Here is a 26,128-nt window from a genome sequence, read left to right on the forward strand (position 1 = left end):
TTTTGAACAAAACCATTGACGTCTGACGATGATGGTTATATAATAGAGACTGTCAGTAACAGAAAGCCCAGAACTGATACATAACCCGATTCCGTAGCTCAGCTGGGAGAGCGCTACCTTGACAGGGTAGAGGTCGCTGGTTCGAGCCCAGTCGGAATCATCGTTGAAACCCTTGCGGTAGAAAATCGTTATTATAACGGTATTTCTGCCGCTTTTTTATTTGCGCTGACTTATCGGTGACTTACCCGTATTTTTTACGCAGGGTAGTTCCCCACGTTATCGACTCTCGTTCTGAAAAGAAAGGGGGTCGTTTTTTAATGGGTAATATCCTCAGTGGAAAGAAAGTTAAAAACAAACGCAAAAGAAGCGCACGTCATTCCGATGACTTATCCGTACTGTTCGAAGCGTTTATGACGATAAAAGAGGCCGAAGGGCGTGCGCCTGGTACTTTGCAGCAGTATCGCGATAATTTTAAGTCGTTAATAACGTTTTTAGACGAATTTGGAATACCGCATTCTAATAAAGAAATTGATCGTGATTTGATACGGCATTACATAAATTTTATGCGACTAAATTGGCGGCAATTTAAAGGAAACGAGTACATACCGGATGAGAACAGAAAGGTCGGGCTCGCGGATAGTACAATTAATACGAGACTAAAGACGTTGCGTGTCATGTATAGTACGTTGGAAAACGAAGGGATCGTATTTGAAAACGTTATGAAAGGTATCAAAAACGTGAAGGAAATTGAAGAGCCTATCGTCATACTAGGACCTGCCGAACTCGGTAGATTACTGAAGGCGCCTGATCGTGAAAGTTACGCAGGTTTCCGCGATTATGTATTAATGAATGTTTTACTAGACGGGATGATGCGTATAGGTGAGGCAACTCATGTCAAAAAAAGTGACTTCGATTTTAAAACGAATGTTTTGGTGATCAGAGGAGCCATAGCAAAGAATAGAAAAACGCGCTTCTTACCGCTGCTGTCTTCTACAATGCGGTTAGTACGTGAACTTATCGAGGAGATTGAAGATTTCGACAGTGATTATGTATTCCTTACAAACTATGGAGAGCGCTTGGGGCGGGATCATTTTAGAAAGAGACTTGTAGAATATGCAAAAGAAGCCCGTATAGATAAACGCATACATCCACACTTATTCCGGCATACAGCGGCTACTCGATTTTTAGAAAATGGCGGAGATAGTCGAATGCTACAAAAACTTCTTGGTCATTTAGACTTGCGGATGATTCAAAGATATACGCACGTATCCGATGATTCTATCAAAAAAGCACATGCGAAAAACACCGTCATGAACTCGGTCATAAAAGCGCAAGCGAAGCCGAGAAAAATACTTATATAAAAATACACAAAAAAAAGAACGCTCACCAACCGAATAAAATTCGATAAGTGGAACGCCCTAACCCTGCTTCCATTATATCGGAAAAAAGCGTACGAGTCAAACGCTTATTTAAGTGCGCCTTAATTTCGAAATGGTCTGCGTTCTCTCAAAGGGAGAGACGAACATGTATACGAAAGAATCCGCAAAAATGGCCCAATTCCGTTCAATTGACGATCTGAACGGCGCCGTCCGCACGCACATCTACCGCAATAAATCCAACCTATCCCCGTCAGCAATAGACGTCTTGAAGGTGCTATCGCGTCACGCAGTCAAAACGCCAGGCGTTGCGTGGCTGAAGATCGATTCCATAGCGACACTTATCGGAAAGCACCGTACTACAATTATCCGCGCGATCAAGCGCTTAGAAACTCTCGGCATTATTCGTAAAGAAATAAAATATCGCCCTGTTAGCGGAGGTAACGGCGCAAATATGTACGTCATCCTAGCGCCTGCGCCTTCTAGTGCTACTGCGCAAATGCAACTCCGCCAAGATGCGGCCAAGCCTACGGAGACTAAGGCGGAGCGCCTAAAATCCGAAGACGAAGCCGTTATTCTTAAAAGCAAAAATAATTTACTACGTAATACGTATGCTGCATTCAAAAACGTCATCGAATGTTTTGTAACCGATCGGCGTCTAACAAACCGTCTATATGGCGTGTACTTGGCGCAGACGTCCGCCCTTAAATCCGCTTATGATAAGTCTTTGCTAGATGAAATCGGCTTGAATGCGCTCCGTATCGCTTTTATCGGCGTTAAACGGAAGCATATACGAAATATTGTCGGATATTATAGTGGGATATTAACGAATCTGTTCGATAATCTTTACCGCATGGAAATCGAAAGGGGCGAATGAGAATGGCGAATACAGTTGACGCAATCAAAAATAAAAGAGATATAGAACGAATGAAGAAGGCACTTCACGGCCGCGATCTAGTTATGTTCGTACTAGGCGTATCGCTGGGCCTCCGTATATCTGACTTGCTAACGATAAGAGTCGGTGATCTTCGAGGACAGTCGCATCTAACTATCAAGGAAGGCAAGACGGGAAAGACTCGCGATATTAAGTTGTCATCTACGGTTGTTAAGCTGGCGCAGAAGTTAGACGGAGACGATGATTCGTATGTATTTCAGTCGCGCAAAGGTATTAATAAACCGATCAGCCGCGTTCAGGCATATCGTGTCTTAAATGCAGCAGCCGTAAGAGCCGGAATAAATATCGATATAGGGACGCATACACTACGTAAAACATTCGGGTATCAGCTTTATTCGAAAGGTATAAACATTACGCGGATTATGAAAGTATTCGGCCATAGTTCGGAGGCTCAAACGTTGAAGTATATCGGCATAACTGCGGATGAGATCGACGCTGCATACGAGGCTATCGAGATATAAAACACCAAGCAAGCGACGCCCGCGGACAAGGCCGCCTAAAACTCAGGGGGGTGTTGCACCATGTTACTGTATATAGAATGTAGGGGTTGATAGTAAGGGTCGGTACACTGCGGCACAACGAGGCGTTAAGCCGCGTCCTACCAACGTTTATGTGACGATAGGTTACGGGCATAGGGCGCCTTAACGTTGTGTGTTACGTATCGACGTGTAACATCCGACGACGAACCGTTTATGCATGATCTTATACAGTCGGGCCGGCATAGGGCATCGGGGAGCATACCGGCGTGGTGCGGTTTATACGTTGCATAAAAACAATAGTAGTCATTGCGAAGATAAGAACGTGACAAAAGTTGTCATACCAATGCTTTCGTACGTTCGCGAATGTAACAAAAGGTGATTCTGTTACGTTCATTATGCGTTTTTGTGTATATTTTATTCATTTTCGCGATGAAACGAAGGAAGGAGCCGCCCGCCCCCAAGCGCCCCAGCCAAAACCGCCCGATCTGGTGAGCAAAACTTGCGCACAATTTTTTAGACTCGGGGTGTTAGACGGTCAATTACGTTTGCTACACGATGTTTCGATCAATCCGCTTCAAGAAACGCCTCGAACGCCTCTAATTTACCACGCATTTTCCTACGTTTTGCCTCGCTTGCTGCCCGCTGGAACGAAATATACACGTAGTTATCAAAACGGCTAATTTCGTTCAATTTCGTAATAAAAAAAAGACCAGCCATTACGACTGATCATCGGTATAGTTCGGAACAAATTCGACTATGTCTTCGATGCGGCAATCAAGATAATCACAAAGCTGCGCGATAACGGTCATAGCAACAAATTCGCCTGCGGAGATTTTAGCGACTGTATTAGGCGAGAGTCCTAACTCATTACGAAGGTCCGTTTTCTTTTTATCCTTCCTAATAAGCATATGCTCTAACGGCTTGTACGACGGTTTTAACCTAATTTCCTTTTGACGTCTAGTCATATTAACACCTTCCTTCATCTATAATGTATAACAAATAATACATTTTGTCCATTTTTAAAAATATTTTGTATGATTTGTTGACTGATAATGTATAAGAAGTTATACTAAGTATAGAAAGTCATACAAAAAGTATGGCAAGAAGGGAGTGAAAAAATAATTGATTGAACTAGCAACAAAAATATCCGTACTCATAGGCGCATGGCTCGGCATTATCAAAATTTCATTAGAGCTAATCGCAATGAGAAAAAAGAAAAAGCGACGGTCTCCCTCCAAGAAGAAACGTCGCAAGTAAACGGACGGGGCGCCAAGCCCCGGTTCAATCAATTATACCACATATGGAGAGACTCTATACTATTGATTACTTGATACTTCTAACGCTCGGCTTTTTAATCGCATCGATGACCTTCAGAAAATTATCTACGCTTGATCAAATAATTATTGCAACTACATCACTATACGCTTCACTACTTATTATGAAGGTGATTAAAAGGAGGAAATGAAAATGAAAAAAGAATCGATCAAGGCTGAACTTGTCTTTTACGACTTTTACGGAAAGGGCGTCCACTTTCGTAAAGAAAAAGATTTAGTGCATTTAGGAGATGGTTACGCGATAGGGTACGAAGAAGGTAACGGTCTTGCGCTTTATAAGATGGCGGGCGTTCCTGGCGCCTGGGAGATCGGCGACCGAGACGAAGTATTGTTCCGAATCGACGACGAAAACGAAGCGATCGCAGGTCGTTCTATAGAGGAAATCGCGCGAATGTCGGTTGTCGATTTTATGATCATGGCATCGCGCCGCATGGTTTCTCACTGAATACGGAAGCCTTACCATAAATTACACATAAATATTTAGATTTATTCGACAAATAACGACGATAATGGCGATGTGATTAGTGTATTATAGAGAACAAAATAGAACGGAGGTTCCCTTTGTGACGGGAATATCGACGGAATTGTTGTACAAACGTACAACTTTCGGGTGACGGGCGTGTTTGACCCGCCAGCGACCGACATCTAATCATACTCAATCCATTCGTAAAGATCGTCAATGGTGCAATTAATCGCAGCGGCTATGGTTTTCGCGGTATCGAAATTCATGCCACGCGTGCCATTGACGTACTTCGAAATAATGGACTTATCGTAACCAGTTCTATCGGCTAGTTGCGTTTGAGTATAGCCACGCTCACGGAGTCGGTCGCTAAGTAAACATCTACCTCGACGATACTTAACCGTGACAAACACCTCCGCATAGCTTATATCGGGCTATACGGTTCAAATTATACCTTATAAAAGACCAAATATAAAAGAGAGATACCAAAAAGAGGGGGATTCAGTTTGGGCGCGTTGCAAAATGATGTGTTAAATTGCTTTGACGACTTGTTTTTAGATTTTGATTCAGTAGCAGCAAAATTAAATATTCATGTTAATCAGTTGTATAACTTGAAGAAAACCGGAAAAATTGGATTTAAGACCCTTCTAAAAGTTGCGCAACTAATTTCGGGAGCTGACTATCATCGCCACATGCGCGACTGGTGTCTGAAAGTTACAACAACCGAGTCAATTAAGCACGCATTTGAGTATGCAGCAATAAAAAGAGATATTTCACTGATAGAGGAACTTCTAAGCGCCCACAGAAAAGACGTGAGTTTATCGAATTATACACAGTTTTACCAAATGATCTATAACTACATGGTCAATACTATTTCTATAAAGGATCTGAAAGCTCACTTAGATGAGATGAAGTGCGGTAAAGATAAGGAACTGAAAATATTAAAGATGATATTTAATTGTTATTGTCTATATCACGATCAACGCTTTTTAAGCATCCTAGAAGTTGCGTCGTCTATCGAAAAAGGAATAAGCGAGTTAGGAGAGACGCGCCGCGGTTTTTTTATGGAATGCTACTTATTTAGACTAGCAGAAGTTTTAGCGCCTGCGTATCTGCATCTAAAAGACCTGCCTAAAGCAAGAAAATACGCAGAAATTCTACTTTTTTCAAATATTTGTGCAAAAACTAATTCTGACTCATACTATTACTTAGGAGTGTCTTTCATGGGCGAAGACGAGGGTAAATGCCTTCATTACTTACGTGAGGCGTTACGTGAATCGGTCGATAGTCGCGACGAGTCAATAATAAGAGAGACTAGAAACACCTTGAAGTTATACGAGGGATACTTCCGTTACAAGACTACTGGCGAATTTCCTACGGACTTGCCTAGTGCAGATGAGATGTTGTGGGGAGAAGACGATCCGATTATTCGGTATTTTAGATTGATTGGTGCCGGTACGATGGCGGAACTTTCGCAGGCTTATAAGGTGTACACGCAGGAGTTTAATTACCTGTTTCAGAGTTCCTTAGTTGACGATCTCGTAAGAATCGGTCTTGATGCTACTTTCGCAAACTCAATGAAAGATATCCGACTAAACTACGAAGGGGAGAGTTATTTTGAAAAAGATTTTATTAGGAGTTTTACTTTTTGGAGCGATTATTGCGGCGACTTCTGCGCCGGGAGCTAACACGGAGACATCCGGAAATATAGTGCCGCAAGCAGTACCGAAGCCGGGCGGTTGATCATCTAAGCAGGAACGGGGCGAACTTAATTGTTCGTCCTTTTTTTGTTTTATTTGAAAATTCTTTACACTATATATTCTTTTAGATAGATGCTGTAAAAAAATTAATATTTTCCAAATGCGTGCTACTATTTACTTACAGAAGAAAACATTACTAATTCGGAGGCGAGGGAGTGGACGAAAGAAAGGCGTATCTACTAACGTTAGCGATGGAATCCGGCGCAATGCCGTATATACATCATGAATCTGAAAGAATCGCGGGAAGCGTGCCCGATCAAACATCGTTCGAACAACGCACATTATTATCGGTTGGTTACTGGCTAGACCGGTATAGGGAGAACGGGCGCGACAAAAGGGCGCTGATACAGCGAATTATCAAACGCGAAAGTATTACGTATCTGAAACAAACGAAACGTGCAGCGGCATTATCAATAGAAGGAATGCGAGACGAAGGTCAAGTTTCGTGGGAGCCAAGAGACGTTTTAGCGGACGTCGAAGGCGAGGTTTTACTAAAAGAAAAGACCGCCCTGTTAGCGCAAGGCGATCTTCGTAAAGAAATGATATTAAAGAACTGGTCACGGGGATGCACGAATAACACCGAAATCGCCATGCTGTTAGCGCAGCATTTTGGCGGCAATATCGAAGGTAATCGAAAATACATCCAACGTTTCCGATTAAAATGCCAGCGGGAACTGGCGTCCTAATCAACTAAACCGCGAGGGCTTCGTCATGTTTATGATAACCGTTTTCAATACGATTAACAAGCGAACAAAGTACGAACGTCCTCGTATGCAACTACGGGAGGGCAACAAATGAACGAAATCATATCAGACTTCGCAATGTACGGAAGTTTTGTCGGGAGCATAGCCGCGGTAATAATCGGGGGTATGTATTGGTCAATCGTAAAGGAAGAGCGAGGCGATTCAAATGATTGACGCACTTGTTATCGAATATCGCGAAACCAAAAACGAACTTGTATTTAATGAGCTATATCGGGAACTTATCGACAAACATAGAAAAAAATTTTCCACAATCGCGCGATCGATCAACTCAAATGAAGCCGACGTGATTGCGCTATACGAAGACATATTGATGAAGTGCGTTGAAAAGTGGGATGGCATTCGACCGTTCGAACACTTGTACAAATTCAGCGTGAAAAGAGCGCGCGCGAACGTATACAGGAATCAATCGGTGCGCCGAGATAAAGAAACTATCGTCGATCCGCAGGACGTAGGAGCGGATAAAACCACAGGCGCAACGACAGAAGAAGCCTATATTCAAAATGAAACAATGCGGATTTTTAAAGAAATGATAGAAGACGAAATCACTTTGAAGATAGTTGAAACGTTTTTGCAGAGCGACAAGCCGTCATACGCGGAAATAAGCAGAATAACAGGTGTAAATAGATGGAGTGTAACACGTATTCTTAAGCGACTAGATACAACTAAAAACCGCGAGCTATTGCTTGCATAACTAAGCGAACCGGAGGTACTAACTATGAAAAAATTTTTCCATGTAACTAATAAAACAATCTCAGAGGCCGTGCGAGTTTTTGGCCTATCCAAAGAGAACGCAGCTAACGAACTAATCGGACGCGCGCACCAAGCCGTCAAAGTATATACGTTTGATTCAACGAACGGATCTGAAGCAGTTTACGACCACTACCCGACGAACACGCGTCTTATCATCGCAACAAACGGCGCAATCATCGGCGTTTATGAGATCGGAAAACTACCTGGGAGCAGCCGCAGCGCGTGCGAATTAGTTAGATCGACCGCTCTTCGCGGACTGAAAGAGGAATACTATCGCCTTTACAGCCAGTGGATGGACGTCGAAGTAACTTTCGCGCAAACGAGTCTTGAAATCGCCTTCACAAAACGGGCACAGATCGGAGAAACGGACGACGTGATCTTGATTCAAAATGCTAAGAAGTTGTCGGACCTTTGTTTCGAGAATAGCAAGCGCCATAAAGAAAGAAGTAAGTTACATCGTGAGCTGATCGAGGTGGAACGCACCTTTGTTCCGTATCTTTAAAGCTGTGAAATTGCACGAAATTAGACGTTTCGGGAGCGGATGAGACTTAGTATACTTGGAAGGCCTGAACGGCTTAATTTCGTGTGATTTTGTTTCATGTCGAGACCGTGTGACGTTCATGATACATGGTTTCAGTGTGGCGAAAACAGAACAAAACGGCTTAATTGCATGTTTTTTAAAAGGTAATGTCCCGATTTCAGTCGGTCACATGCGACTGTACTTATGAACGCTGTTACTTACGAGATAAAAGACTAGCGCTCAGTTAAAACCCTTCGCGCAAATACCTAATTTAAAAGATATATCTATCGCGATAAAGTATATTTGCAAAGAGTGAGCGTAAGCGGACGATTTGCTATGGTTTAATATTGAGGAGATTTGTTGCGTTGGTAATTAAAATATAGATTACTGACTAAGATATACCAGCAATTTATAAAATGTCCCAAACCTGTGCGGCTCTAAGCACGTGACCACTTTTGACGACGACCCGAAAAACCAAGTATTAGCCGGAAAAACGACCCGAAAAACCAAGTATTTCGTATGGGTATAATACTTGCGTAACATACGCATATGCTGTCTTACGTTATAGAAGGACGTAAATATGTTAGATATACCCTACATTTACCGCAAATATGTCGCCTTACTTTATAGGGAAGCAAAATTCACTTGTCAAACACACATATATGCATCCTATTAAGTGAGGGAGTAAATTCGGTAATTGTCTATACCCATAAAATATATGAATATGCTGTCTTACATAATGAAGATGCTTGTATAACGATTGAATATGCTGTACTACGTTATAGGAAGGATAACCCGAAAATGGGTTCTTTTTTTATTTGCATAGAAGTTTATAAATAATAACAAAAAGAAATAGGGGAGGGCGATGCAATGTCACCGGAATTGTTACGTACATTCAGAGTCACAAGAAAGATGACTCAGGCTGAACTAGCCAACAAACTAGGGTGTTCTACTCAGATGATCGCCTTAATTGAGCGCCAAGAAAGAAGGTTCACCGAACGAATGGCGAATCGATTCATGATTGCGTTTAATTTAGACGAAAAGAAACTTCAAGAACTACGAAAATTAAGGGAGGCGATCGTATTTGACGAATAGAGTTGTAGAGCAGCGCCAATGGATGAGCCTACCTGCAGGCGTCAAAAAGGATATTTTCGGAATTAAAGAAGAAGCCACGATAAAAGACGGCCAAATCTTCAATAAACACGGCAGGGACGTCTCTCACCTAGTAGAAGTAGTTACGAAAACGTCCGGTAATCAGGTTCGTAATCTAAAAATTAAGGACGATCTGACTGCGCATGAATCTGAAAACGGTGGTTTTGTTACCGCTTTTTACAATGACGCAGTTACTATGGAAGAAAGTTTCCCGAAGCTCAACCAATCCGACCTAGCACGCTTAATGCTAATCGGTACATACACCGGATGGGGCGACGGTCAGCTAAAATATGATAACGGTAAACCAATTAATAAAAGCGGATTAAACAGTCTAGTAGGAATGAGCGCCGGTAAATTCAGAGACTTCTATAAAAAGCTAGAGGACGAGAACATTATTCGTGAAGAAAATGACGTTATTTATATGAACCCTTGTGTTTTCTATCGCGGGGCGCATTCTGACGTCAGACAACTCACGAAAGAAATGCAGCATACAAGAATGTTCCGTACTACAGTAAGGAATCTTTGCAGGGCGTACAGTGGGCGCTCAGTAAAACAACTCGCGATCATATATGCCGTTTTGCCATTTGTAAACTTCAAATTCAATATCGTTTCATTCAATCCAAGCGAATCAAATGAGGACTTAGTAAAACCTATACCATTAGATAAGTTAGCTGCGCTTCTTGGATACAAAGATCAAGGTCAATTTAAAGCTACTTTGAACAAAATTAAATATGAAGGTAAGCCAGTCTTTGGGTTCTTTGAAATCAGCGGAGACAGAAGGAAACGAAAAACCGTTGTTAATCCGCGTGTTATATATGCAGGGAAAGGGGATTCACTGGCCGCGATTAAAGCCTTATTCAATTAAATATATGACAGGCATCCAAGCATCGTCAAAGTGCAAAGATGTCTATTTGTCGTGCTTATTATTAATGTAAAAAAATTTTCAATTACGGAGGAGATAAACATGCTTGATAGAAAATCGCTCTTCAAAATCCGCAAGCTCTATCGTTTAACACAGGAGGACGTCGCAAAAATTACCCGCACATCACTGGCCACAGTTTCGAGAATCGAGTCGGGTGAACAAGAGTTAAGCGAAGGTTTTTCGGAATGTATTTTAAACGATTTAAAACTGACAGAAACGACAATAAAGTCTTTACTGGAGTTTTATGACAGAACCGAAAGAAAAGAAGACGTTGCTGCAATCAGAACCGACGATTTAGACATAAAAACTACGCAAAATTAGCCGTCTAAACAATAGCGGCAATCAATAGGGGTCAAGCGCACTCAAATCGCTAATTTCGTTTGATTTTTATAGGAGGCGATCATCGTAATAGTTTTCGTTAAAAGTGACGAGGTGTTACTCGTAGATTCCGAGACCGGCGAAATTATGTATCGAGAAACAGAAGGGTCGAAAGATATGCAGATTTCCCGCGCCGTCATGACTTGTCGTTACGCAGATGTAGGCGGAGAATTGATATATGCGAAGGAGTGATCGGATGTACTGCGTTTCAAAAGTAAACGAATTTTACGGCGATTATGGCGCCGCAGAGTCTTATTATGTTCGCGAAACTGCAAACGGCAGCATGGCCGATCTTTTTAAAGACGGTGCTGCGCATATTGGCCTAGACACTGACCGCGGGGCCTTCGCAGTTACAAATAACAACGGCGAAATTTACGTTAGTTCTACTAATTGTGAACGCGATCTTCTTGCGTTGCTTAAAAACGCGGTGTCTAGCGCCCACCTTTTAGGAGCTAATGAGGTGTACGTCTTGCCGGAAATGAAGAACGCTGAAGATATGATCGAAAAATTAACAACCGCAGAATAGCGGTAACAATAGGAGGAACAACATATGACAAAATTAGAGAAAATGACACAGGACCTTAGGGAAATGCGCGAATTGATGAACAAACCGAAAACACTTAGTACCCAAGCAGCAGGCATGTTTCAGGAAGAAAGACGTCGCATTTATTCAGATCCCTTTCTAAGCGAAGCAGGCCGAGGAGCGAAAATAGAAGAAACACAAAACCTTCTCGCACGAGAACTTATGAAAGAGTTCAGCCAAGTAAAAGCCAGCATAAAGGCGGCGCAAGATAAAATCGTGAGAGATGCCGAATCTATCATCGTCGGGGCGATTGAACAACCTAGCGAACATGATAGTCTAATGTTTAAGCATAAATTTGAACAGCTCAAAGCGGAAATAGGTTTATCACCAAACCAAACAGTAGCTTTAAGGAATTTTAAAGACTTTGTTGAAGCGATTGATCATCCCAGCTTTGCGAGGGAAATCAGGAACGAATTTTCGTCACTGTCTAATTCTTTAGTGGGTTTAGGGGTAGGCAAGGAACAACTACACTCCATTCTCAAAAATATTAATTCTAAAGCAATGACAGAAGAACAAAAGAGCGCCTTGGAGATTAAGGAAAGTGTAGAGTCCGCACGACAGAGTGATCTTTTATTAAAAGGCGGAATGCATCATAGTACCCTTTCGAACATAATCGGTCATCATACTGCTGATTTTGTAAATAGTCCAGATGAATACTTGGATAAACATGCTGAATAGACATCGTGGACGCCTTCGGGCGTCCTTTTTTATTTCTATAAAGAGAGGGTGCGAATTAAATGAGTGAATCAAAACTAATCGTCACCGACCAAGAAGCCGAAGCAACCGGCAGAGCGGTCGGTGTTTTTTTATGGGTTTATAATGAAGCAATCAAAGGAAACTTCGATCTCAGTGAGGAGCAGGCTATCGCAGTAAATGACGCTCTGGACGAGTTGTCGAAGTTCGATCAAAAGGGTCTCGAAATACTATTCGAAGGGGCAACAAAAGCTAGAGGCGATGAATCATGAGTGCGGTTTCAGTAGGCGAAATCGTCGCTCGTTTAGAACTCGATTCAGCGCAATTCAGCGCCGGCGTCTCACAGGCGGAGAACCAAATGCAGCAGATGGGCAATTCGGCGCAGTCGCTTAGTAAACAAATGGGGCTTATCCAAACGGCTGCCCTAGCGGTAGGCGGCGCAGTAGTCGCAGGCATCGGCGTATCGGTCAAGACCGCGGCCGACTTCGAGCAAGCAATGTCGAAGGTTCAGTCGATTTCGGGCGCTACCGGACAGGACTTTCAAGACCTTCAGAACGTCGCGCTAAAGCTCGGCGAAACGACGAAATTCACGGCGACAGAAGCGGCGCAAGGCCTTCAATACTTAGCGATGGCGGGCTTTAGCGTAAAAGACCAAGTAGGCTCGCTACCGGCCGTTTTAAACATGGCGGCAGCGGCAAACGTCGACATGGGCGTATCCGCCGACATCGTATCGAATATCATGACGGGCTTCGGAATCGCATCTGAAAATTCTACGTATGCAGTTGACGTCCTAGTGAAAACGATGACGACGGCCAATACGGATCTCCTGCAACTAGGCGATGCAATGAAATACGTTGCACCGGTATCTACTGCGTTAGGCTTTAGCTTCGAGGAAACAGCGGCAGCCGTTGCGAAAATGTCCGACGCAGGTATTCAAGGATCGATGGCCGGTACGGCATTACGAGCGGGTATGTTGCGACTTGCCAATCCGGTAGGACGCGCAGCCAAAGTAATGCAGAGATACGGCATCGAAGTCGAAACGGCTGACGGAAAAATGAAGTCGTTGCCGGATATTATCGATCACTTAAATTCGAAGTTTGGCGATCTAGGTCAGGCGGAAAAGACGGCAGCTATCGCGTCGTTGGTCGGAACGGAAGCGGCGTCGGGCTTCGTATCGTTGCTTGCGGTAGGTTCGGATGAAATACGCAGATACACGAAAGCACTCGAAGAATCCGGCGGCACGGCGCAAAAAGTTGCCGATCAGCAGATGGATAACCTGTACGGTTCATTCGATAAGTTTACGTCGGCGCTCGAAGGTGTAGGCGTTAAGCTTGGAAACGAATTCTTGCCGCACATACGGTCAGTTGTCGATCAAGGAACGAAGCTGGTTGGCGTCATTAGCCAAATTAATCCGGGCGTTATCGCTACGGGGTTTGCAATGGCGGGAACGTCGGCGGCGATCGCTTTGACGGCTTCTTCGGCGATTAAGCTCGGCTTTGCATTACGTGGATTGTTCGCGGCGATGGGGCCGGCAGGATGGATCATAACGGGCCTTTCGGTGCTTGGCGGCTTATTAGTCGGGGTTAGTGCGGGTTATAAAGCGATGAATACCGTCAGCCTTGACGCAGCAAACGCGAAGCAAAAGGAAGTCGACGGGATCAACAAGACGATTAAAGAGTACGACGGCTTGCAGGCGAAGATGAAGCTAACGAACGATGAACTTCTTCGCTACTTAGACAACAAAGACGCGTTGGCTAACGAGAAGGATTCGGCTGCGATTAAAAAGCTAAACGCAGAACAAGACGGCTTGCGTAAAAGTTCGGGCCTTACGAATGAAGAATTCGACCGGTTCCTACAGTTGAACGATCAGATCATCAAGAAGTCTCCGGAAACTGAAGCGGCTTTCTCGGCGCAGGGTAATGCGATCGCGAAGAATACCGAGGCGATGAAACGATTGAGTGCGGAGAAAGCGGAAGAACTAAGCATAGAACTAGAGAAACAAGCAACAATTGCGGAACGAAACGAGGACCAAAACTTAGCGAAGGTGGAGCAGTTACAAACCGATATAAATAAACTTAAACGCGAAAGAAACGACTTAGAAGACGACCTATCTAAACAAAAAAGCCTCATTCTTCAAAAAGAAATGGAACTTCAGAGTGCAGAGAAAGAAGGTAATGCCGGAAAAATCTCGATGGCACAGCATGAGTTGGATCTTGAAAAGTTCAATCTGAAGAAGAAGCAAGATCAATACGCTGAGATATTGAAGCAAATTCAGGGGAAGAACAAAAGTCTCGGAGAAACGCAAAAGGAACTCGGAAAATTGGACCAGGTAAAGCAAAAGCAGGTCGCATTAGCGCTTCAGCAAGTCGGTCTCAACGCCAAGAAAGGTCAAGGCGTCGCCGTTCTTGATAAAGAGATTATGAAATTGAAAGATGCGCGCGCTAATCTCGTAAATAACACCACTGAAGCGGATAAAAAGACGGCTGAATATCGAGAATCACTCGCAGCCATCGAAAAAGAACTATCGCAGTTAGATCAGACGAAGAATAAAGTTATCGATATCACTAGCCAAGCGGAGAAAATGAATAACGCACTCGGCAAAGACTTGAGTAAATACATCACGATATTTACTAACGATGTCACCCGTAAGACTGAACGAGCCGTCAGCCGTGGGCGAGGCAACGAAGGTACTTACCACGTCGGAGGCATCGTCGGTAAACCGGCCGGCAAGCTACATTCAGGCGGAATGGCATCGAAGTTTATTGACCGTCCGATGAGTCACGAGGTTGATATTCGCGCGCTAAGAAACGAGATGGTCTTGACGGAAGCGCAGCAGGCGAATCTATTCCGAATGCTAGACGCTGGACATACGGCCAATGTCGGTAATGGTGCGCCGTTTGCTTCTTCCGAAGTAACACGCCTTTTACAATCGATGGATAACACGCTCAAAGCGAGCAAAGGCGGCACCGTGATTATGGATTCGGAAATTGTCGGTCGTTTAGTCGAACCACATGTAAGCAGACGACAAATGGACGAAATCGATCGAAGTAGTTACTAAAGAAAACGACGGCCATTGCGACTAATAATGCGTGGCCGTTTACATATTTACGTTGATGCCGATATAAAGAACAGCGTATAATAAATTCATACATAGAAGGGGGATAATTCCATGATTAAGGTGTTTCCGAAAGTCCTATTCGTTCTTGCGTGGGTATTGCTGGCGGTAGGTATATTAACGAACATAGAAAGTACGATGTATTATAACGCGACTCAGTACGTATCAGAAGGCGAAATAGCCAAGCCGATCCGATTAATGGAAATCGTTAGAGACATAACTTCGCCTATATTTAATTCAGCGGTACTTATCGCGATTTCGTATATACTTCAGTTGATGTTAGATCGTAAGACAAACGCGTAATTCAATACGCAGCCTCGTCCTTAATTGGGCGGGGCCCATTTTTTATGCCGTAAAATAGATACGTGAGGAAAATATTTCTTGCAGTATAGAGGCGCTACGCTGTATAATACGAGTTAACAGAACGAGAGCGAACGATCTATACCGTATTATTAAGCGTTTGACTTACCGACTGACTTACCGGAGACTTATCGTATACCTTGACAGGGTAGAGGTCGCTGGTTCGAGCCCAGTCGGAATCATCGTTGAAACCCTTGCGCAGCAAGGGTTTTTTGTTTTTTTGATAACGAATATTTGTTCTGTTTCTTTTGATTGGGGACGAATTGGGGACGAACTTTATCCACCAGTTTGTTTCTCAGTATTTTTAGGATCAAAACGATTAAAGTGTTCTGCAGTGTTAAATTCTAATTTGTTTGTTACATGACCATAAATATCTGAGGTTGTTTTAGCACTAGCATGTCCGGCTCTTTTCTGAATAGCATTAATGCTCTCACCTGCCTCTAAAAGGAGAGCGACCATTGTATGTCTTAAATCATGTAGTCGAATGTTTTTTAATTTGTGTTTGTTTTTGATTTTTGACCATTTGGAAGTAGGGGTTGTGTAATAATAAGGTTCACCAAAGCCATTATGAAATAAATATTGGTGGTCATCTCCTTCCCATAAGTCACCAACTAATAGTTTTTCTTTTTTCCACATGATATGGTACTGCTTTAATTCATCCATATACCAGTTAGGCATCTTTACAAAACGTTTAGAACTTCTTGTTTTAGGTTCTTTAACATAGGGTTTGCCATCAACTGTCTTTGAAATTGAACGATTAATATGAAAGCCTCCGAGATCCCAATCAACATCCAAATGCCATTCAAGTGCAAGACCTTCACCGCGTCTTAGACCGCCGATCATAGCAGCTAAAAAATAAAGTCTCCATTTAATATCAACTTCTTGATACAAGATTTTTATACATTCAGCAGCTTCGTCAGCTTCAAAATAGTTCATTTCTTGCTTTTCATGTTCTGGTTGAGGAAGTCCTTTCATAGGATCAACTTTAATGATCTTCCATTCTTCAGTAGCCGTTTTAAAAACAACTTGTAAAATTTTAAAAATGCTTTGGATAGTGGCTCCGCTTAAACCTTCTGATTTTCCATCCTTTCGTGCGCCATCTTTTTTTAAACTGTCTAAAAAATCTACAATATGAAGGCTTTTTATTTGTTCCATTTTTTTATTGCCAAAGACAGGGAGAACATGATTTTTTAAATGTCCCCAATATACATCGGAAGTAGTGAGAGAGTATGGTTTTCCGCTCTTTTGATAAAGCTTCTTCTCTTTCCACTTAGCGATAAAAGATTCAAATGTTAATTTTTCAGGTTCTATGTATTCTTCAGAAGAAACTTCGATTTTAAATTGATAGAGCTGATCTGATAGATACTCTTGCAATCTTCTTTTCGTCTTTAATAGTTTAGTATCTTCTATGCGAATGGTTTTAGTTTTTTTCTTTCTTTTTCCGTTTACATCGTAACCAGTTTCAACAACTAATCTAAAAGAATTACTTCCTCTTTTTTCAATGCTAGCCATATAAATCACTCCTACTATGAGAAATCTACAACAAATAATTTAGAGTCTTTTTTCTTTTTGAATAACTAAAACATTGCAGCTTACACATTAATAAAAAGCATATTCAAGCATTGTTTTGTTCTGAATCTGATTGTAATAGTTTGGAAAATTAATCAGGTTACGATAGAACATTTCCAGTCTATGATGTGCAAAGTCAAATGAAACTCCAAAACGTCTTGATATAAAGGGCACAGCTTCATATATGGAGTTGGGCATATCTATTTTATTTAAAATGAAACTTGGAACTGCAAAATGATACATGAATGCATTTGCTTGATTTTCTTGCATTTGTTTAAAGAGATAATGTGTATTATTCTGTGCCCCAGTGTGTTTTAAAATGTGGCAAAGTTCATGACAAAAATCTTCTTTTTGTTGAAATGAGTTTTTCCTTTCGTCAATGAAAATAACTTTCTTATTTAGGATACTAATTGCCTTTGATTCTGCTGATTTATAAATAAGAGAAATATCAAAGTGTCTGGCCACTACTTCAATATTTAATGGGTTCATTTCATCTAAAAGTAATTGGCTATAAATATCTTTCACTTCTATTTCTAATGCGGAATACATGTATTTCAAGAAAAATCCCCCCAAAGTAAGAATGTATGTTCGTGTTTTATTTTAAAAAAATAAATACTCGAATTGAGTATCTATTTAAAATTTGACTTTAACCTTTTTTTCATCAGTAACAGTAGTTCCATTACCAACGGAGCTGTCAAAAACAAAAGTGATTTCTTTTATGTCTTTAGGATCACTTTCAAAAGGTATACCTTGAGTTATATCCTTTTTTGCTCCTGAATATAGTTCCCATTCTCCAGAGTCAAGTAGTTGGTTTTCTTTAGCGTTAACTTGTTCTTTTGTGTTCAAGATAACATGTGATATTTGTGGCCATAGTAAATCAATTTTCCCTTTGTTCTCTGCTGAAAAAGAAATTTGTATGTAATTAACGGGGTTTTTAAGTTTCAATTTAAGCCCCTGTTGATACGATTCGAGAAGATCATCTGAAATATTAGATATACTCAAAATTTTTACGTCCTTGATATTTATTGACAATGGATCAAGGTCAGTCGTTTCATCAACAACTTTAATATTTTTTAATTCATATATTTCGTTGTCCTCACCTTTATTCTTTTGACCAACTTTTGTCAAAGGACCATCAACGTATTCTCCTTGCTTTGGTGTCTTTTGTTTTTCCTCTGTGTCTTTTTCGTCAGTACCAGCAGTATCGTTATTACCGCATGCACCAAGGAATACTAAACAAAAAATCAGTAGAAATAACAATCTTCCTTTTTTCATTTAATTTGATCCCCCTGTATTTATAACTCCGAATTTAATCTTTATTACCAAAACCTTTTTTAAGGATTAATTCTAATAATTCGCGAGCTTCTTCTTCGGTAATTTCTCCATCTCGAGAAGCGATTAATGTTTCCGGATCATTTAATATTCGACTTGCTTGTTCATCAACACTGTTTCTACCTTTGAGAAGAAAATCAATCGAGACATCTAAAATGTTCGATATTGCTATTAACGTATTATGATCTGGCTCTCTTTTCCCTAATTCATACGCTGTATATGCTGGTCTGGAGATACCAAGTTTATTTGCCATATATTGTTGCGTTAGTTTTTTTTCTTTTCTAATTTTTTTCAAATTATCTGGAAACATTTTATCACCTACCCTTTAATAAATACATTCTAACGTAACGTTTAGTTACATATAAGTGTATGTAACAAAAAGAAACTTTTTTCTCAAAGGGGTTGATTTTGTAACATAATGATACTATTATAATTGTAACGTAACGTTACTTTTAGAGCGATGGTAAACATGTTTTAGAAAAACAAACGCAAGATGGGGTAGAGATTATTTACACAGACAGACGTCCTGTTGTACCCGTCTTGCCATTAGAGCTATATTTTAAAAATAAAAGAACTGGAAGCATTGCTGAGCTTGTGAATTACACTCATATGCTTGGAGAAATGTATTATAAGCTCAAGATATATGACGATGTATTTAAGGGGTATGACTTTGAAACGTTAGTAAAGTTAGAGCAAGACTGGGAACTGCTATCTAAAAATCCGTTTAAAGACGAAGAAACATTAATTGAAGAATTAGATGAATTTAACAAGAAAATCGAGCAGTTTGAAAATGAAACTAGAGAGTTTAGAAAGAAAAAAATCGAACCATTAGTTAAACAAAAAAGTGAACTGCAAAAACAATGTAAGCACGAATGGCACAAGGAAAAAGAAAAATAGGTTGGAAGGAACAGCTATGAGCAGGAATGTGTCTGTGAAATTTGTGGACTTGAGAAAACGAATGGATACAGTAAGCTATTTTGATAAGAAACAAATGTGAAATTAGGAAAATATGAACAGGATGGGAGTGGCGATGAGTACGAGCCTTCAAAATGTGTAGGTTTTTATGCGGAAGCGGTAAACCCAAAAGTCACTGATGAAGATGGCTTTGAAGTTGTACCTGACTATCTCGTTCAAAACTCAATGATTGAGCTTAATTACTATCAACGCATCGGAAACATCTATAAAAATCCGGAACTGTTAAAAACGGAGGGTGAATAAGATGAAAAAACAACTAATCACACTATCTATCATTGTGGCTGCGGTGCTTTGTGCGCCGTCAGCTGCAGCTGTAACGAGCGGATATAAAACTGTGGCCGGACACACAATCAGCGTATCAACGGATGCTAATTCGTACACCCCACGTGCTAAAAGCATTGATGTCACAGCGCGTAAAACTGGTTCTGAAACGGTCTATTATCGTTTCACTTTGCAAAAACGAGTAGGTGGCAAATGGAAAGATCAGCGGTTTAGTCTAGTGGGGTCGTTCAAGACCGCCACACCTACAAAGGAATTTTACACAGTCAATCACACTGCTGGCACGCATCGGATCAAAATGACGATTTACAAAAACAAAAACTGGACAGGCGTTAAAGACCATATCTACACGCCCGCTTTCGAGGTGCGGAAATGACAATCAGAACATGGAATGACTTAATAAAAAAGTATTTCCCTGACGCTGATGATAAGCGATGTGAATTTATCTTGTGGGAAAAAACTGCTTTTCCTCTTGTACCTGTGGAAACTATTGAAAGGCAGCTGCAAGAATATGCCGAGGAGGTCAAGAAATGATGAATGTACGAATTGTTGATGACAATTATAAAGAAATATCTATTCAACCGATTGATATTAAAAAGGTTGATAACTTGATTCGTTTAGTTGCTAAGTATGGGATTGCTGATTTAGATGGAGATAAATATAAATACGAGTCAGCTATATATCTGCCGTTGGAGAATGCGTTTGAGATCAGAGTCTTTCCAATAGAAGAATAAATCATACGACATAGATCAGTGCAAAATTGCCCTGGTCTATGTCTCTCATTGTTTATAGGAGGTTGAGGAAATGGGAGCTGAACAAATGTGTTTACTGCCAGGGATCGATGAGAAACAAGTCAGAAATGCTCTGATCAAAGAGTTGAAGGTCTACAGGGCCCTGAAGGTTAAGGAAGAAAACAGAAAAGAACAGGAGGCAAACGGTGCAACAGGTCTTTTTCCTTCTCTTAGAAATCAGGAAGTTTTAAATGAACTGAAGGTCCGGCAGATAGAAAGAGCGCTAGAAAACAGCCTAGACGAAATAGAGCAAGACATCATCCGAATGAAATACCTGACACCGCGTGTGGTGAAGGATTTGGAGGTGTGTGAAGAACTGGGTCTGAAGAAAGACCGGTATTACAAATTGAAGAAGCAAGCAACGTTTAATCTTTCAACAGCACTCGGAATCATATGAGTGCTGTTTTCATATATAAGGTATTTTAGGATCATTTAATAATAGATACATATATTGTATATTTGATTTGTTGTAAATAATTTGGAAAAGGAGTATCAGAATGAAGAAATTTGCTTATTCGATTTTCTTTATGGTTTTTCTGTTGACGGCATGGTTATGGACAAGTGATGCGGAAGCTAGTCAATCAAAGGACGGTATCACAACATACAAAGAGACACATGTACTAGAAGTTGACGAAAATGGACATGCAAAAGAAATACAGAGTAAATCTGATATTATTGATCAAGCAAGATAACAATTTAAAAACCAACCTCATGATCCACCTCAAAGAAATATGCCACAGGGTGACACCGTAGTGCTGCAACCATCCACTAAGAATAAAAATACTAATAAGACTCCAGACGCTAATACTAAAGTCGCGAATACAATTGTCATTGATACATTGTTTAAGTTAGATCAATCGAAAAAGGCAATTACTCATAGCTCCACAATTCGTAGCATTATAGGCAAAGCAAAGCCGGTTATTGTAATTGTAGGTAGCACTCTTTTTGTAGGAGATGACTATGCGGGGAAATATAACGAAATTTCAACGTATACTAAAGAATTTACAGGTTCTCAGATAAAAGTTGGTGCTACAAAATCAAAAACGTATAAGATGGTTAAAACGAAATTTGTGTACAAATCCGATATACTAACTGCCGGTTGGGTCGGAAGTGCCCCAGGAACTAAACAGAGTACAACTGAAACATATTTAGTTAATAAAAATGCTTATCAATATCCGCAAATTCATAATAGTTATAGTGGTAAATCATTGCCGGCTCCAACAAAAGCAAATATGAAATGGTATAAGCCTGAAGATAGGGTTAAGAGAGATAAGGACATCCGTAATAAATATATCAGATGGTATATTGGTAAATACGGAGATCCTAAATGGGATTGGTCTGGTTTAGACATACACCATGTTATACCTTTAGAATATGGTGGAGATAATAAAATGGGTAACTTATATGCACTCACAAGAACGCTGCATCAACAAGAGGTTTCTCCTTGGTGGAGAGGATATAGATAGAAGGTGAAAGATTGAGTAGGATCGTGCAGATATTAGAAAAGCTTAAAAATCAATTAGATGAGAAGAACATCATCAAATTCTCGGTAGACGGTGAAGTCTATGAAAAGTGCTGTACCTTCAATGCCCCAGCCGATCAAGATAATATAAAACAATTTGAAAAGAAACATCACGCATTGCCTGACGATCTCAAAGAGTTTTTATGTCTACATAATGGAGCAAGAATATTTGAAGACATAGTTTTTGGGAACAAGGTGGGTGGAGGATTACACGTTTTCAGTTTAGAAGAAATCGAATCCGAGTTGTCTAATGATTTTTTTGATCAGGTTGATGGAACAGCTATTGCCGCTCTTTTTGAAGGGTGCTACTTGATACTAAATAAGGAAAATCCCAACCTTTATCTCTTTGAAGACGGTTTAGAGTATAGGCTGCTTGATGTAGATTTTGAAACTTTCCTTCAGAAGTATATTGATTCGGAAGGCGATGCATTTTGGGAATAATAGAATCAAAGTGTCCATGTTTATGGGCACTTTTTTTATTTACAATGCCGAGAAAAAGCAACATGAATATTTTAGTTTGTCCAGAAAGAAGAACCTGCGGATGCTGATCATTGGGCCTTTAAGTGCCTCAATGGGTGCCCGCTTTTATATTGTGTTTTTGTATCTTTATTCCTATTTAATGACAAGTTTTGTGTTGGTAAAATTGACCTTGTCAATGAATAGGAAGGAGTGAACTCTGCTGGGGAAGATACTTGATGCTAAAGCACTAACCAGTGCCATGGACGCAAGGGCGAAACATTATCAGGAACTCCGCGAACAAATGGTTGATTTAAAAAGGGAACTTCAAGGCGTGGCAAACCTGGGTGATGATTTCACTGGGAAAGGTGCGGATAACATAAAAAGTTTCTACAAAGAGCTCGCAGGAAATGTGGACATGTTTATCAGCTTTATTGATAAGCAAAAAGCCTTTCATGAAGGTGTTTCTGGGACACTTGATGATACAAACTTTGGCGGCGACACCTTTGTAGAAGAACACTTTTTAGACAACGCTGTACATATGGGAATCAAGAATGCCAAAAGCATTGTGAAGGATCAAAAAAAGGCACTCAAAACGATTTTTCAAGATATTGATGACCTCATATCTCTAGAGGTATTTGATAGTAAAACCTTTGATGAAAAGATTGCAGATGCGGAAGACGAACGAAAAAAGACGGTTAAAGATTTAATAGAGCTTGATCAAAATCTAAAAGATGAATATGCTTTGTCAGAGACTGAGGAGAAGGCTACAATGGCATTGTATGCAGAAATGATCAATGCTACGAATGACGGGAAATCCATTTCACCTATGAATTTTGATAAAAAAGCATTTCAAGATAGTGAAATCTATAAGGCAAAAAGCGATATTGAGAAGCAAACTGCTGAATATCTCAAAATCAAAAAAGAACAAGAAGAAGCCCGTGAGATCGCAAAGGAAGAAGAGACCCTCGCCAACCGTTCTTGGTATGAAAAAGCGCTCGATTATGGTGGAAACATCGTAAATGAACTGACTGGCGTGAACGATGCAAAACGTGCCGCTACAGGTGTTGACCCGATCACAGGTGAAGAACTAACGTCAGGCCAGCGTGTCGCCGCAGGCGGCATGGCGGCAGCCGGCTACATCCCAATTGTCGGCTGGGCAGGGCGCATTTTTAAAGGCGGAAAAGCGATATATAAAACTTCTAAAGCCACATCAGCTGCAGTAAGAGCGGTCGATATTTACAAGACATCACAAAAATCCTTTGACGCCTTAAAAACATCACAAAAAGGCTTATATGGCCTCACCGCAACAAACGGCTTCAGCGAAGCGATTACGGGTCGAGATATGTTTGGAAATAAGATCTCGAAAGAACAGCAGGAAGCGAGTATGAATGCAGCGCTTGGGATGCTTTTGCCGTTTGGGGCAAAAGGGTTTCATGGGAAGATGGGTGTAAAGAGTTCAGGTATACCTAATATTTCAAAAAGGCATGATGAAATTGCTCATAAAAGTTATTATGGTAGAAAAGATTTTAGAATAAAGATAAATAGCGCAGTATATTCTCATCATGATAATAAGCATTTAAAGGCTAGAACTGCTGAAGAAGCGAAACGTTTTAGTGAAACCGGAAGACGAAATGCTCAATACCTACCTGAAATAAATAATAAAGCGATAGAAAAAGAAGCTCTTCAAAGAGGGCATATCATTGATAATGGCAATAATAATTTTTACTTCATTTATGATACTGGTAAAGTTGTTGGTTATGATAATGGAAAATCTACTAGTTGGATTCGAGGAGAACTAACGAGTGGTAATGTGTATCACGGTCATCCAATAGCTGGTGATAGATTAAATAAGTATTTAAACAAATTAGGAATAAAATAACTATAAAATTAACAAAGAGGTTGGATAAAGATGAGAAAGCATGTGAAACTTGATATTCCGGAAGTAAACATCCATCCCTTGAGGATAACTGAAGGTTGGAATGTCCGTTATAATCATTTTTGGGAAATTGACCCTAGAAAGTTAGAAACAGAAGATGAAAGATGGTTTATGTTCACTGAAAGTTTGTTACAGCTTTATCATGAGAAATCATCAATAACATTGGACTTAGGTTGGTATCCCGATTTATCTTCAGATGGCAACTATCTTGTTCTAATAGTTAAAAATACAGATTGGGACAATCCTATTCAGGAGTTTAGCTCTGATGACTATAGCAAAGTGATAGATTTTATAGAATTTCATTTGAAAGAAATTACATCTAACTGGTGGAAATAAAACTGTATGTATTTCTACGAGGTTAATAAAGCTAGTACTTCTCTGTTTTGCCGTTTCTAAGAGCAGTACATGCTTGATGGTGGTGGTCTTATAATGAATAAAAACCAAACAATGCTTAAAAAGAAAAATATGTGGAACCATAATTGGAGCATTAAAAATGTATATAGAACTGGATAAACTTTTATCCGCTGATACAACGGTAGATTCTTGGTACGATGAAGGGTATATACTAGTAAGTGAGATACTCTCGTATTTTAGCCTAAACGATTGGGAAGAATTATCAAATCAGGTACGCAATAAGCCAATAGAGTGGCAGCGGAAAATTGCGTACTGTCTGGATAATGAGTGCAATGAATATGAGTTAAATATTTTAATAGATTTGTTGAATATCAATGATAAAGAACTATTTGAGATCTGTATTGATACATTGAGAAGTTTTCCAATTGAAGAAAGAAAAAAATTGATATTGGAGCATCCTCAAATTTTAGAACGTGCAAATCATGTGTTGGCTACTACTGAGAATTCACCAGTAAAATTAGTTCTTCAAGATTTCCTTTCAAAAATGAATTCAAATTAGTTCATAATGATATTATAAAAAAACTTGAGTGGCTTTAAGCCTTTCAAGGTTTTTTTTGTTTATTTTATTTGTCTTTAAGTTGAGAAAAAGCCGACAAAAATAGGGATAAAATGGGGACCTTTTTTCATACGTCGGTCATCGTATGATAGAGACAAGCAAATCAACGTGAATATTTTGTCCAGAAGGAAGAACCTGCGGACGCTGATCATTGAGCACTATAAGTGCCTTGATTGGTGTCCGCTTTTTTTATTGGGAGACGCGTCTTTCCCTTATCAATGGCGTATCTGGATACGGAACAAAGGTGATGAGGAATGTGGCCAAACGAGAGGGACATTCTGAGCCTGGATAGCAGCTGGTCTGCGGCGGCCGTATCGGGGACAGTTTTTCATTTTAATTGATGATTGACTGTACTTGGCATCCTCTCGGAGTGTAGTCATCATTTCAAAATCTATTTAAGCGAATAGCGTAAGGCGGTGCTTATTCGGCAAGGAGAGTATGAACATGAAGATCAGGGATTCTGTTTCTAAAGAGACATTAAAGCAATTTAAAAGCATTGCTCCTGGTTCTAATAGAAAGAAGGAGAACGATGCTGATCCCATTACGAATAGGGATTGGGAAGAAATCATGGGAACGAGACGCGAAACGTATCAAAGACAAGGCGGCCGTATCCGGAGAAAAAGATAACCTAATGGGAACAGTCGTCTTTTGGGTGTATGGCTGCAGGTGCTTTGGTGAGGGATAGGAGCGCAAA

General features: G+C 40.5%; 33 protein-coding genes and 1 tRNA gene. 28 read left to right on the top strand and 6 right to left on the bottom strand.

Annotated elements, in window-relative coordinates; all coding sequences use genetic code 11:
• Nucleotides 1-87 precede the first annotated feature (87 nt).
• From ACTJKA_RS08030 to ACTJKA_RS08045, 4 genes are all read left to right on the top strand, one after another.
• A tRNA-Val gene (locus tag ACTJKA_RS08030) sits at nt 88-160 on the top strand.
• Between the two features lie 157 nt (nt 161-317).
• Nucleotides 318-1,361, top strand: coding sequence for a tyrosine-type recombinase/integrase (locus ACTJKA_RS08035; RefSeq protein WP_440607675.1), 1,044 nt, complete (start codon nt 318-320; stop codon nt 1,359-1,361).
• A gap of 163 nt (nt 1,362-1,524) precedes the next feature.
• Complete coding sequence (locus ACTJKA_RS08040) at nt 1,525-2,253, top strand: helix-turn-helix domain-containing protein (protein WP_440607676.1); 729 nt, start codon at nt 1,525-1,527, stop codon at nt 2,251-2,253.
• Nucleotides 2,254-2,255: 2 nt separating this feature from the next.
• Nucleotides 2,256-2,792: a site-specific integrase gene (locus ACTJKA_RS08045; protein ID WP_113755081.1), complete on the top strand. Its 537-nt coding sequence runs from the start codon at nt 2,256-2,258 to the stop codon at nt 2,790-2,792.
• A 734-nt stretch (nt 2,793-3,526) separates the two neighbouring features.
• On the opposite strand, the gene ACTJKA_RS08050 is transcribed toward ACTJKA_RS08045, so the two are convergent.
• Entirely contained in the window at nt 3,527-3,775 is a 249-nt protein-coding gene (locus ACTJKA_RS08050; RefSeq protein ID WP_440607677.1) for a helix-turn-helix domain-containing protein, read from the bottom strand.
• Nucleotides 3,776-4,277: 502 nt separating this feature from the next.
• Here ACTJKA_RS08050 and ACTJKA_RS08055 point away from each other — a divergent pair.
• Complete coding sequence (locus ACTJKA_RS08055; protein WP_240688358.1) at nt 4,278-4,589, top strand: hypothetical protein; 312 nt, start codon at nt 4,278-4,280, stop codon at nt 4,587-4,589.
• Nucleotides 4,590-4,789: 200 nt separating this feature from the next.
• Here the strand turns inward: ACTJKA_RS08055 and ACTJKA_RS08060 are convergent, their stop codons facing one another.
• Entirely contained in the window at nt 4,790-5,017 is a 228-nt protein-coding gene (locus tag ACTJKA_RS08060; RefSeq protein WP_034622472.1) for a helix-turn-helix domain-containing protein, read from the bottom strand.
• A gap of 93 nt (nt 5,018-5,110) precedes the next feature.
• Between ACTJKA_RS08060 and ACTJKA_RS08065 the strand changes: the two genes are divergently transcribed.
• The 11 genes from ACTJKA_RS08065 (at nt 5,111) to ACTJKA_RS08115 (ending at nt 15,184) form a co-directional block, all read left to right on the top strand.
• The gene (locus tag ACTJKA_RS08065) at nt 5,111-6,292 is read left to right on the top strand and encodes an AimR family lysis-lysogeny pheromone receptor (protein WP_440607678.1); all 1,182 of its coding nucleotides are present in this window, start codon (nt 5,111-5,113) and stop codon (nt 6,290-6,292) included.
• Between the two features lie 227 nt (nt 6,293-6,519).
• A complete protein-coding gene (locus tag ACTJKA_RS08070; RefSeq protein WP_440607679.1) occupies nt 6,520-7,050 on the top strand; it encodes a hypothetical protein in 531 nt (176 codons plus the stop codon).
• Between the two features lie 223 nt (nt 7,051-7,273).
• A complete protein-coding gene (locus ACTJKA_RS08075; RefSeq protein WP_440607680.1) occupies nt 7,274-7,819 on the top strand; it encodes a hypothetical protein in 546 nt (181 codons plus the stop codon).
• Nucleotides 7,820-7,843: 24 nt separating this feature from the next.
• Nucleotides 7,844-8,380 carry a hypothetical protein gene (locus ACTJKA_RS08080; RefSeq protein WP_440607681.1) on the top strand — a complete coding sequence of 179 codons (537 nt, stop codon included), beginning with the start codon at nt 7,844-7,846 and terminating at the stop codon, nt 8,378-8,380.
• A gap of 888 nt (nt 8,381-9,268) precedes the next feature.
• Nucleotides 9,269-9,493 carry a helix-turn-helix domain-containing protein gene (locus ACTJKA_RS08085; protein ID WP_144481993.1) on the top strand — a complete coding sequence of 75 codons (225 nt, stop codon included), beginning with the start codon at nt 9,269-9,271 and terminating at the stop codon, nt 9,491-9,493.
• The gene (locus tag ACTJKA_RS08090) at nt 9,483-10,415 is read left to right on the top strand and encodes a hypothetical protein (RefSeq protein ID WP_350385531.1); all 933 of its coding nucleotides are present in this window, start codon (nt 9,483-9,485) and stop codon (nt 10,413-10,415) included. The genes ACTJKA_RS08085 and ACTJKA_RS08090 overlap by 11 nt, the downstream gene beginning before the upstream one ends.
• A 99-nt stretch (nt 10,416-10,514) precedes the next feature.
• On the top strand, nt 10,515-10,793 hold the full coding sequence (locus ACTJKA_RS08095) for a helix-turn-helix domain-containing protein (protein ID WP_440607682.1): 279 nt from the start codon (nt 10,515-10,517) through the stop codon (nt 10,791-10,793).
• A gap of 253 nt (nt 10,794-11,046) precedes the next feature.
• Nucleotides 11,047-11,376, top strand: coding sequence for a hypothetical protein (locus ACTJKA_RS08100; protein ID WP_440607683.1), 330 nt, complete (start codon nt 11,047-11,049; stop codon nt 11,374-11,376).
• Between the two features lie 24 nt (nt 11,377-11,400).
• On the top strand, nt 11,401-12,111 hold the full coding sequence (locus ACTJKA_RS08105; protein WP_440607684.1) for a hypothetical protein: 711 nt from the start codon (nt 11,401-11,403) through the stop codon (nt 12,109-12,111).
• Between the two features lie 59 nt (nt 12,112-12,170).
• Nucleotides 12,171-12,398, top strand: a complete 228-nt coding sequence (locus tag ACTJKA_RS08110) for a hypothetical protein (protein ID WP_440607685.1) — start codon at nt 12,171-12,173, stop codon at nt 12,396-12,398.
• Complete coding sequence (locus ACTJKA_RS08115; protein ID WP_440607686.1) at nt 12,395-15,184, top strand: phage tail tape measure protein; 2,790 nt, start codon at nt 12,395-12,397, stop codon at nt 15,182-15,184. The genes ACTJKA_RS08110 and ACTJKA_RS08115 overlap by 4 nt, the downstream gene beginning before the upstream one ends.
• 693 nt (nt 15,185-15,877) lie before the next feature.
• Here ACTJKA_RS08115 and ACTJKA_RS08120 read toward each other — a convergent pair.
• From ACTJKA_RS08120 to ACTJKA_RS08135, 4 genes are all read right to left on the bottom strand, one after another.
• Entirely contained in the window at nt 15,878-17,113 is a 1,236-nt protein-coding gene (locus tag ACTJKA_RS08120; RefSeq protein ID WP_265154086.1) for a tyrosine-type recombinase/integrase, read from the bottom strand.
• An 87-nt stretch (nt 17,114-17,200) separates the two neighbouring features.
• Nucleotides 17,201-17,719 (bottom strand): ImmA/IrrE family metallo-endopeptidase, encoded by a 519-nt coding sequence (locus tag ACTJKA_RS08125; RefSeq protein WP_268357746.1) that lies wholly within the window; start codon nt 17,717-17,719, stop codon nt 17,201-17,203.
• A gap of 84 nt (nt 17,720-17,803) precedes the next feature.
• Complete coding sequence (locus ACTJKA_RS08130) at nt 17,804-18,445, bottom strand: hypothetical protein (RefSeq protein WP_265154087.1); 642 nt, start codon at nt 18,443-18,445, stop codon at nt 17,804-17,806.
• A 34-nt stretch (nt 18,446-18,479) separates the two neighbouring features.
• Nucleotides 18,480-18,812, bottom strand: coding sequence for a helix-turn-helix domain-containing protein (locus tag ACTJKA_RS08135; protein WP_265154088.1), 333 nt, complete (start codon nt 18,810-18,812; stop codon nt 18,480-18,482).
• Nucleotides 18,813-19,042: 230 nt separating this feature from the next.
• Here ACTJKA_RS08135 and ACTJKA_RS08140 point away from each other — a divergent pair, with 230 nt between their 5' ends.
• The 12 genes from ACTJKA_RS08140 to ACTJKA_RS08195 all read left to right on the top strand — a co-directional run bounded on the left by ACTJKA_RS08140 (nt 19,043) and on the right by ACTJKA_RS08195 (nt 26,061).
• Nucleotides 19,043-19,399 (top strand): hypothetical protein, encoded by a 357-nt coding sequence (locus ACTJKA_RS08140; protein ID WP_268357710.1) that lies wholly within the window; start codon nt 19,043-19,045, stop codon nt 19,397-19,399.
• A gap of 96 nt (nt 19,400-19,495) precedes the next feature.
• Nucleotides 19,496-19,720, top strand: a complete 225-nt coding sequence (locus ACTJKA_RS08145; RefSeq protein WP_265154090.1) for a hypothetical protein — start codon at nt 19,496-19,498, stop codon at nt 19,718-19,720.
• 1 nt (nt 19,721) lies between these two features.
• Entirely contained in the window at nt 19,722-20,132 is a 411-nt protein-coding gene (locus tag ACTJKA_RS08150; RefSeq protein ID WP_265154091.1) for a hypothetical protein, read from the top strand.
• Nucleotides 20,133-20,289: 157 nt separating this feature from the next.
• Nucleotides 20,290-20,490: a hypothetical protein gene (locus tag ACTJKA_RS08155; RefSeq protein ID WP_265154092.1), complete on the top strand. Its 201-nt coding sequence runs from the start codon at nt 20,290-20,292 to the stop codon at nt 20,488-20,490.
• A 70-nt stretch (nt 20,491-20,560) separates the two neighbouring features.
• Complete coding sequence (locus tag ACTJKA_RS08160) at nt 20,561-20,944, top strand: ArpU family phage packaging/lysis transcriptional regulator (RefSeq protein WP_265154093.1); 384 nt, start codon at nt 20,561-20,563, stop codon at nt 20,942-20,944.
• A 100-nt stretch (nt 20,945-21,044) separates the two neighbouring features.
• The gene (locus tag ACTJKA_RS08165; protein WP_265154094.1) at nt 21,045-21,239 is read left to right on the top strand and encodes a hypothetical protein; all 195 of its coding nucleotides are present in this window, start codon (nt 21,045-21,047) and stop codon (nt 21,237-21,239) included.
• A 60-nt stretch (nt 21,240-21,299) separates the two neighbouring features.
• Nucleotides 21,300-22,013: an HNH endonuclease signature motif containing protein gene (locus ACTJKA_RS08170; protein WP_265154095.1), complete on the top strand. Its 714-nt coding sequence runs from the start codon at nt 21,300-21,302 to the stop codon at nt 22,011-22,013.
• An 11-nt stretch (nt 22,014-22,024) separates the two neighbouring features.
• Nucleotides 22,025-22,510, top strand: a complete 486-nt coding sequence (locus tag ACTJKA_RS08175) for an SMI1/KNR4 family protein (protein ID WP_268357711.1) — start codon at nt 22,025-22,027, stop codon at nt 22,508-22,510.
• A gap of 238 nt (nt 22,511-22,748) precedes the next feature.
• Nucleotides 22,749-24,407 carry a ribonuclease YeeF family protein gene (locus ACTJKA_RS08180; protein ID WP_268357748.1) on the top strand — a complete coding sequence of 553 codons (1,659 nt, stop codon included), beginning with the start codon at nt 22,749-22,751 and terminating at the stop codon, nt 24,405-24,407.
• 30 nt (nt 24,408-24,437) lie between these two features.
• On the top strand, nt 24,438-24,800 hold the full coding sequence (locus tag ACTJKA_RS08185) for a hypothetical protein (protein ID WP_035390066.1): 363 nt from the start codon (nt 24,438-24,440) through the stop codon (nt 24,798-24,800).
• A gap of 157 nt (nt 24,801-24,957) precedes the next feature.
• On the top strand, nt 24,958-25,377 hold the full coding sequence (locus tag ACTJKA_RS08190) for a hypothetical protein (RefSeq protein ID WP_268357712.1): 420 nt from the start codon (nt 24,958-24,960) through the stop codon (nt 25,375-25,377).
• Nucleotides 25,378-25,878: 501 nt separating this feature from the next.
• The gene (locus ACTJKA_RS08195) at nt 25,879-26,061 is read left to right on the top strand and encodes a hypothetical protein (RefSeq protein WP_073980085.1); all 183 of its coding nucleotides are present in this window, start codon (nt 25,879-25,881) and stop codon (nt 26,059-26,061) included.
• Nucleotides 26,062-26,128: the final 67 nt, after the last annotated feature.

Origin of the sequence: Bacillus sp. 22190, from assembly GCF_052045575.1 — a bacterium.
In the GTDB taxonomy this organism is placed as follows: domain Bacteria; phylum Bacillota; class Bacilli; order Bacillales; family Bacillaceae; genus Bacillus; species Bacillus altitudinis.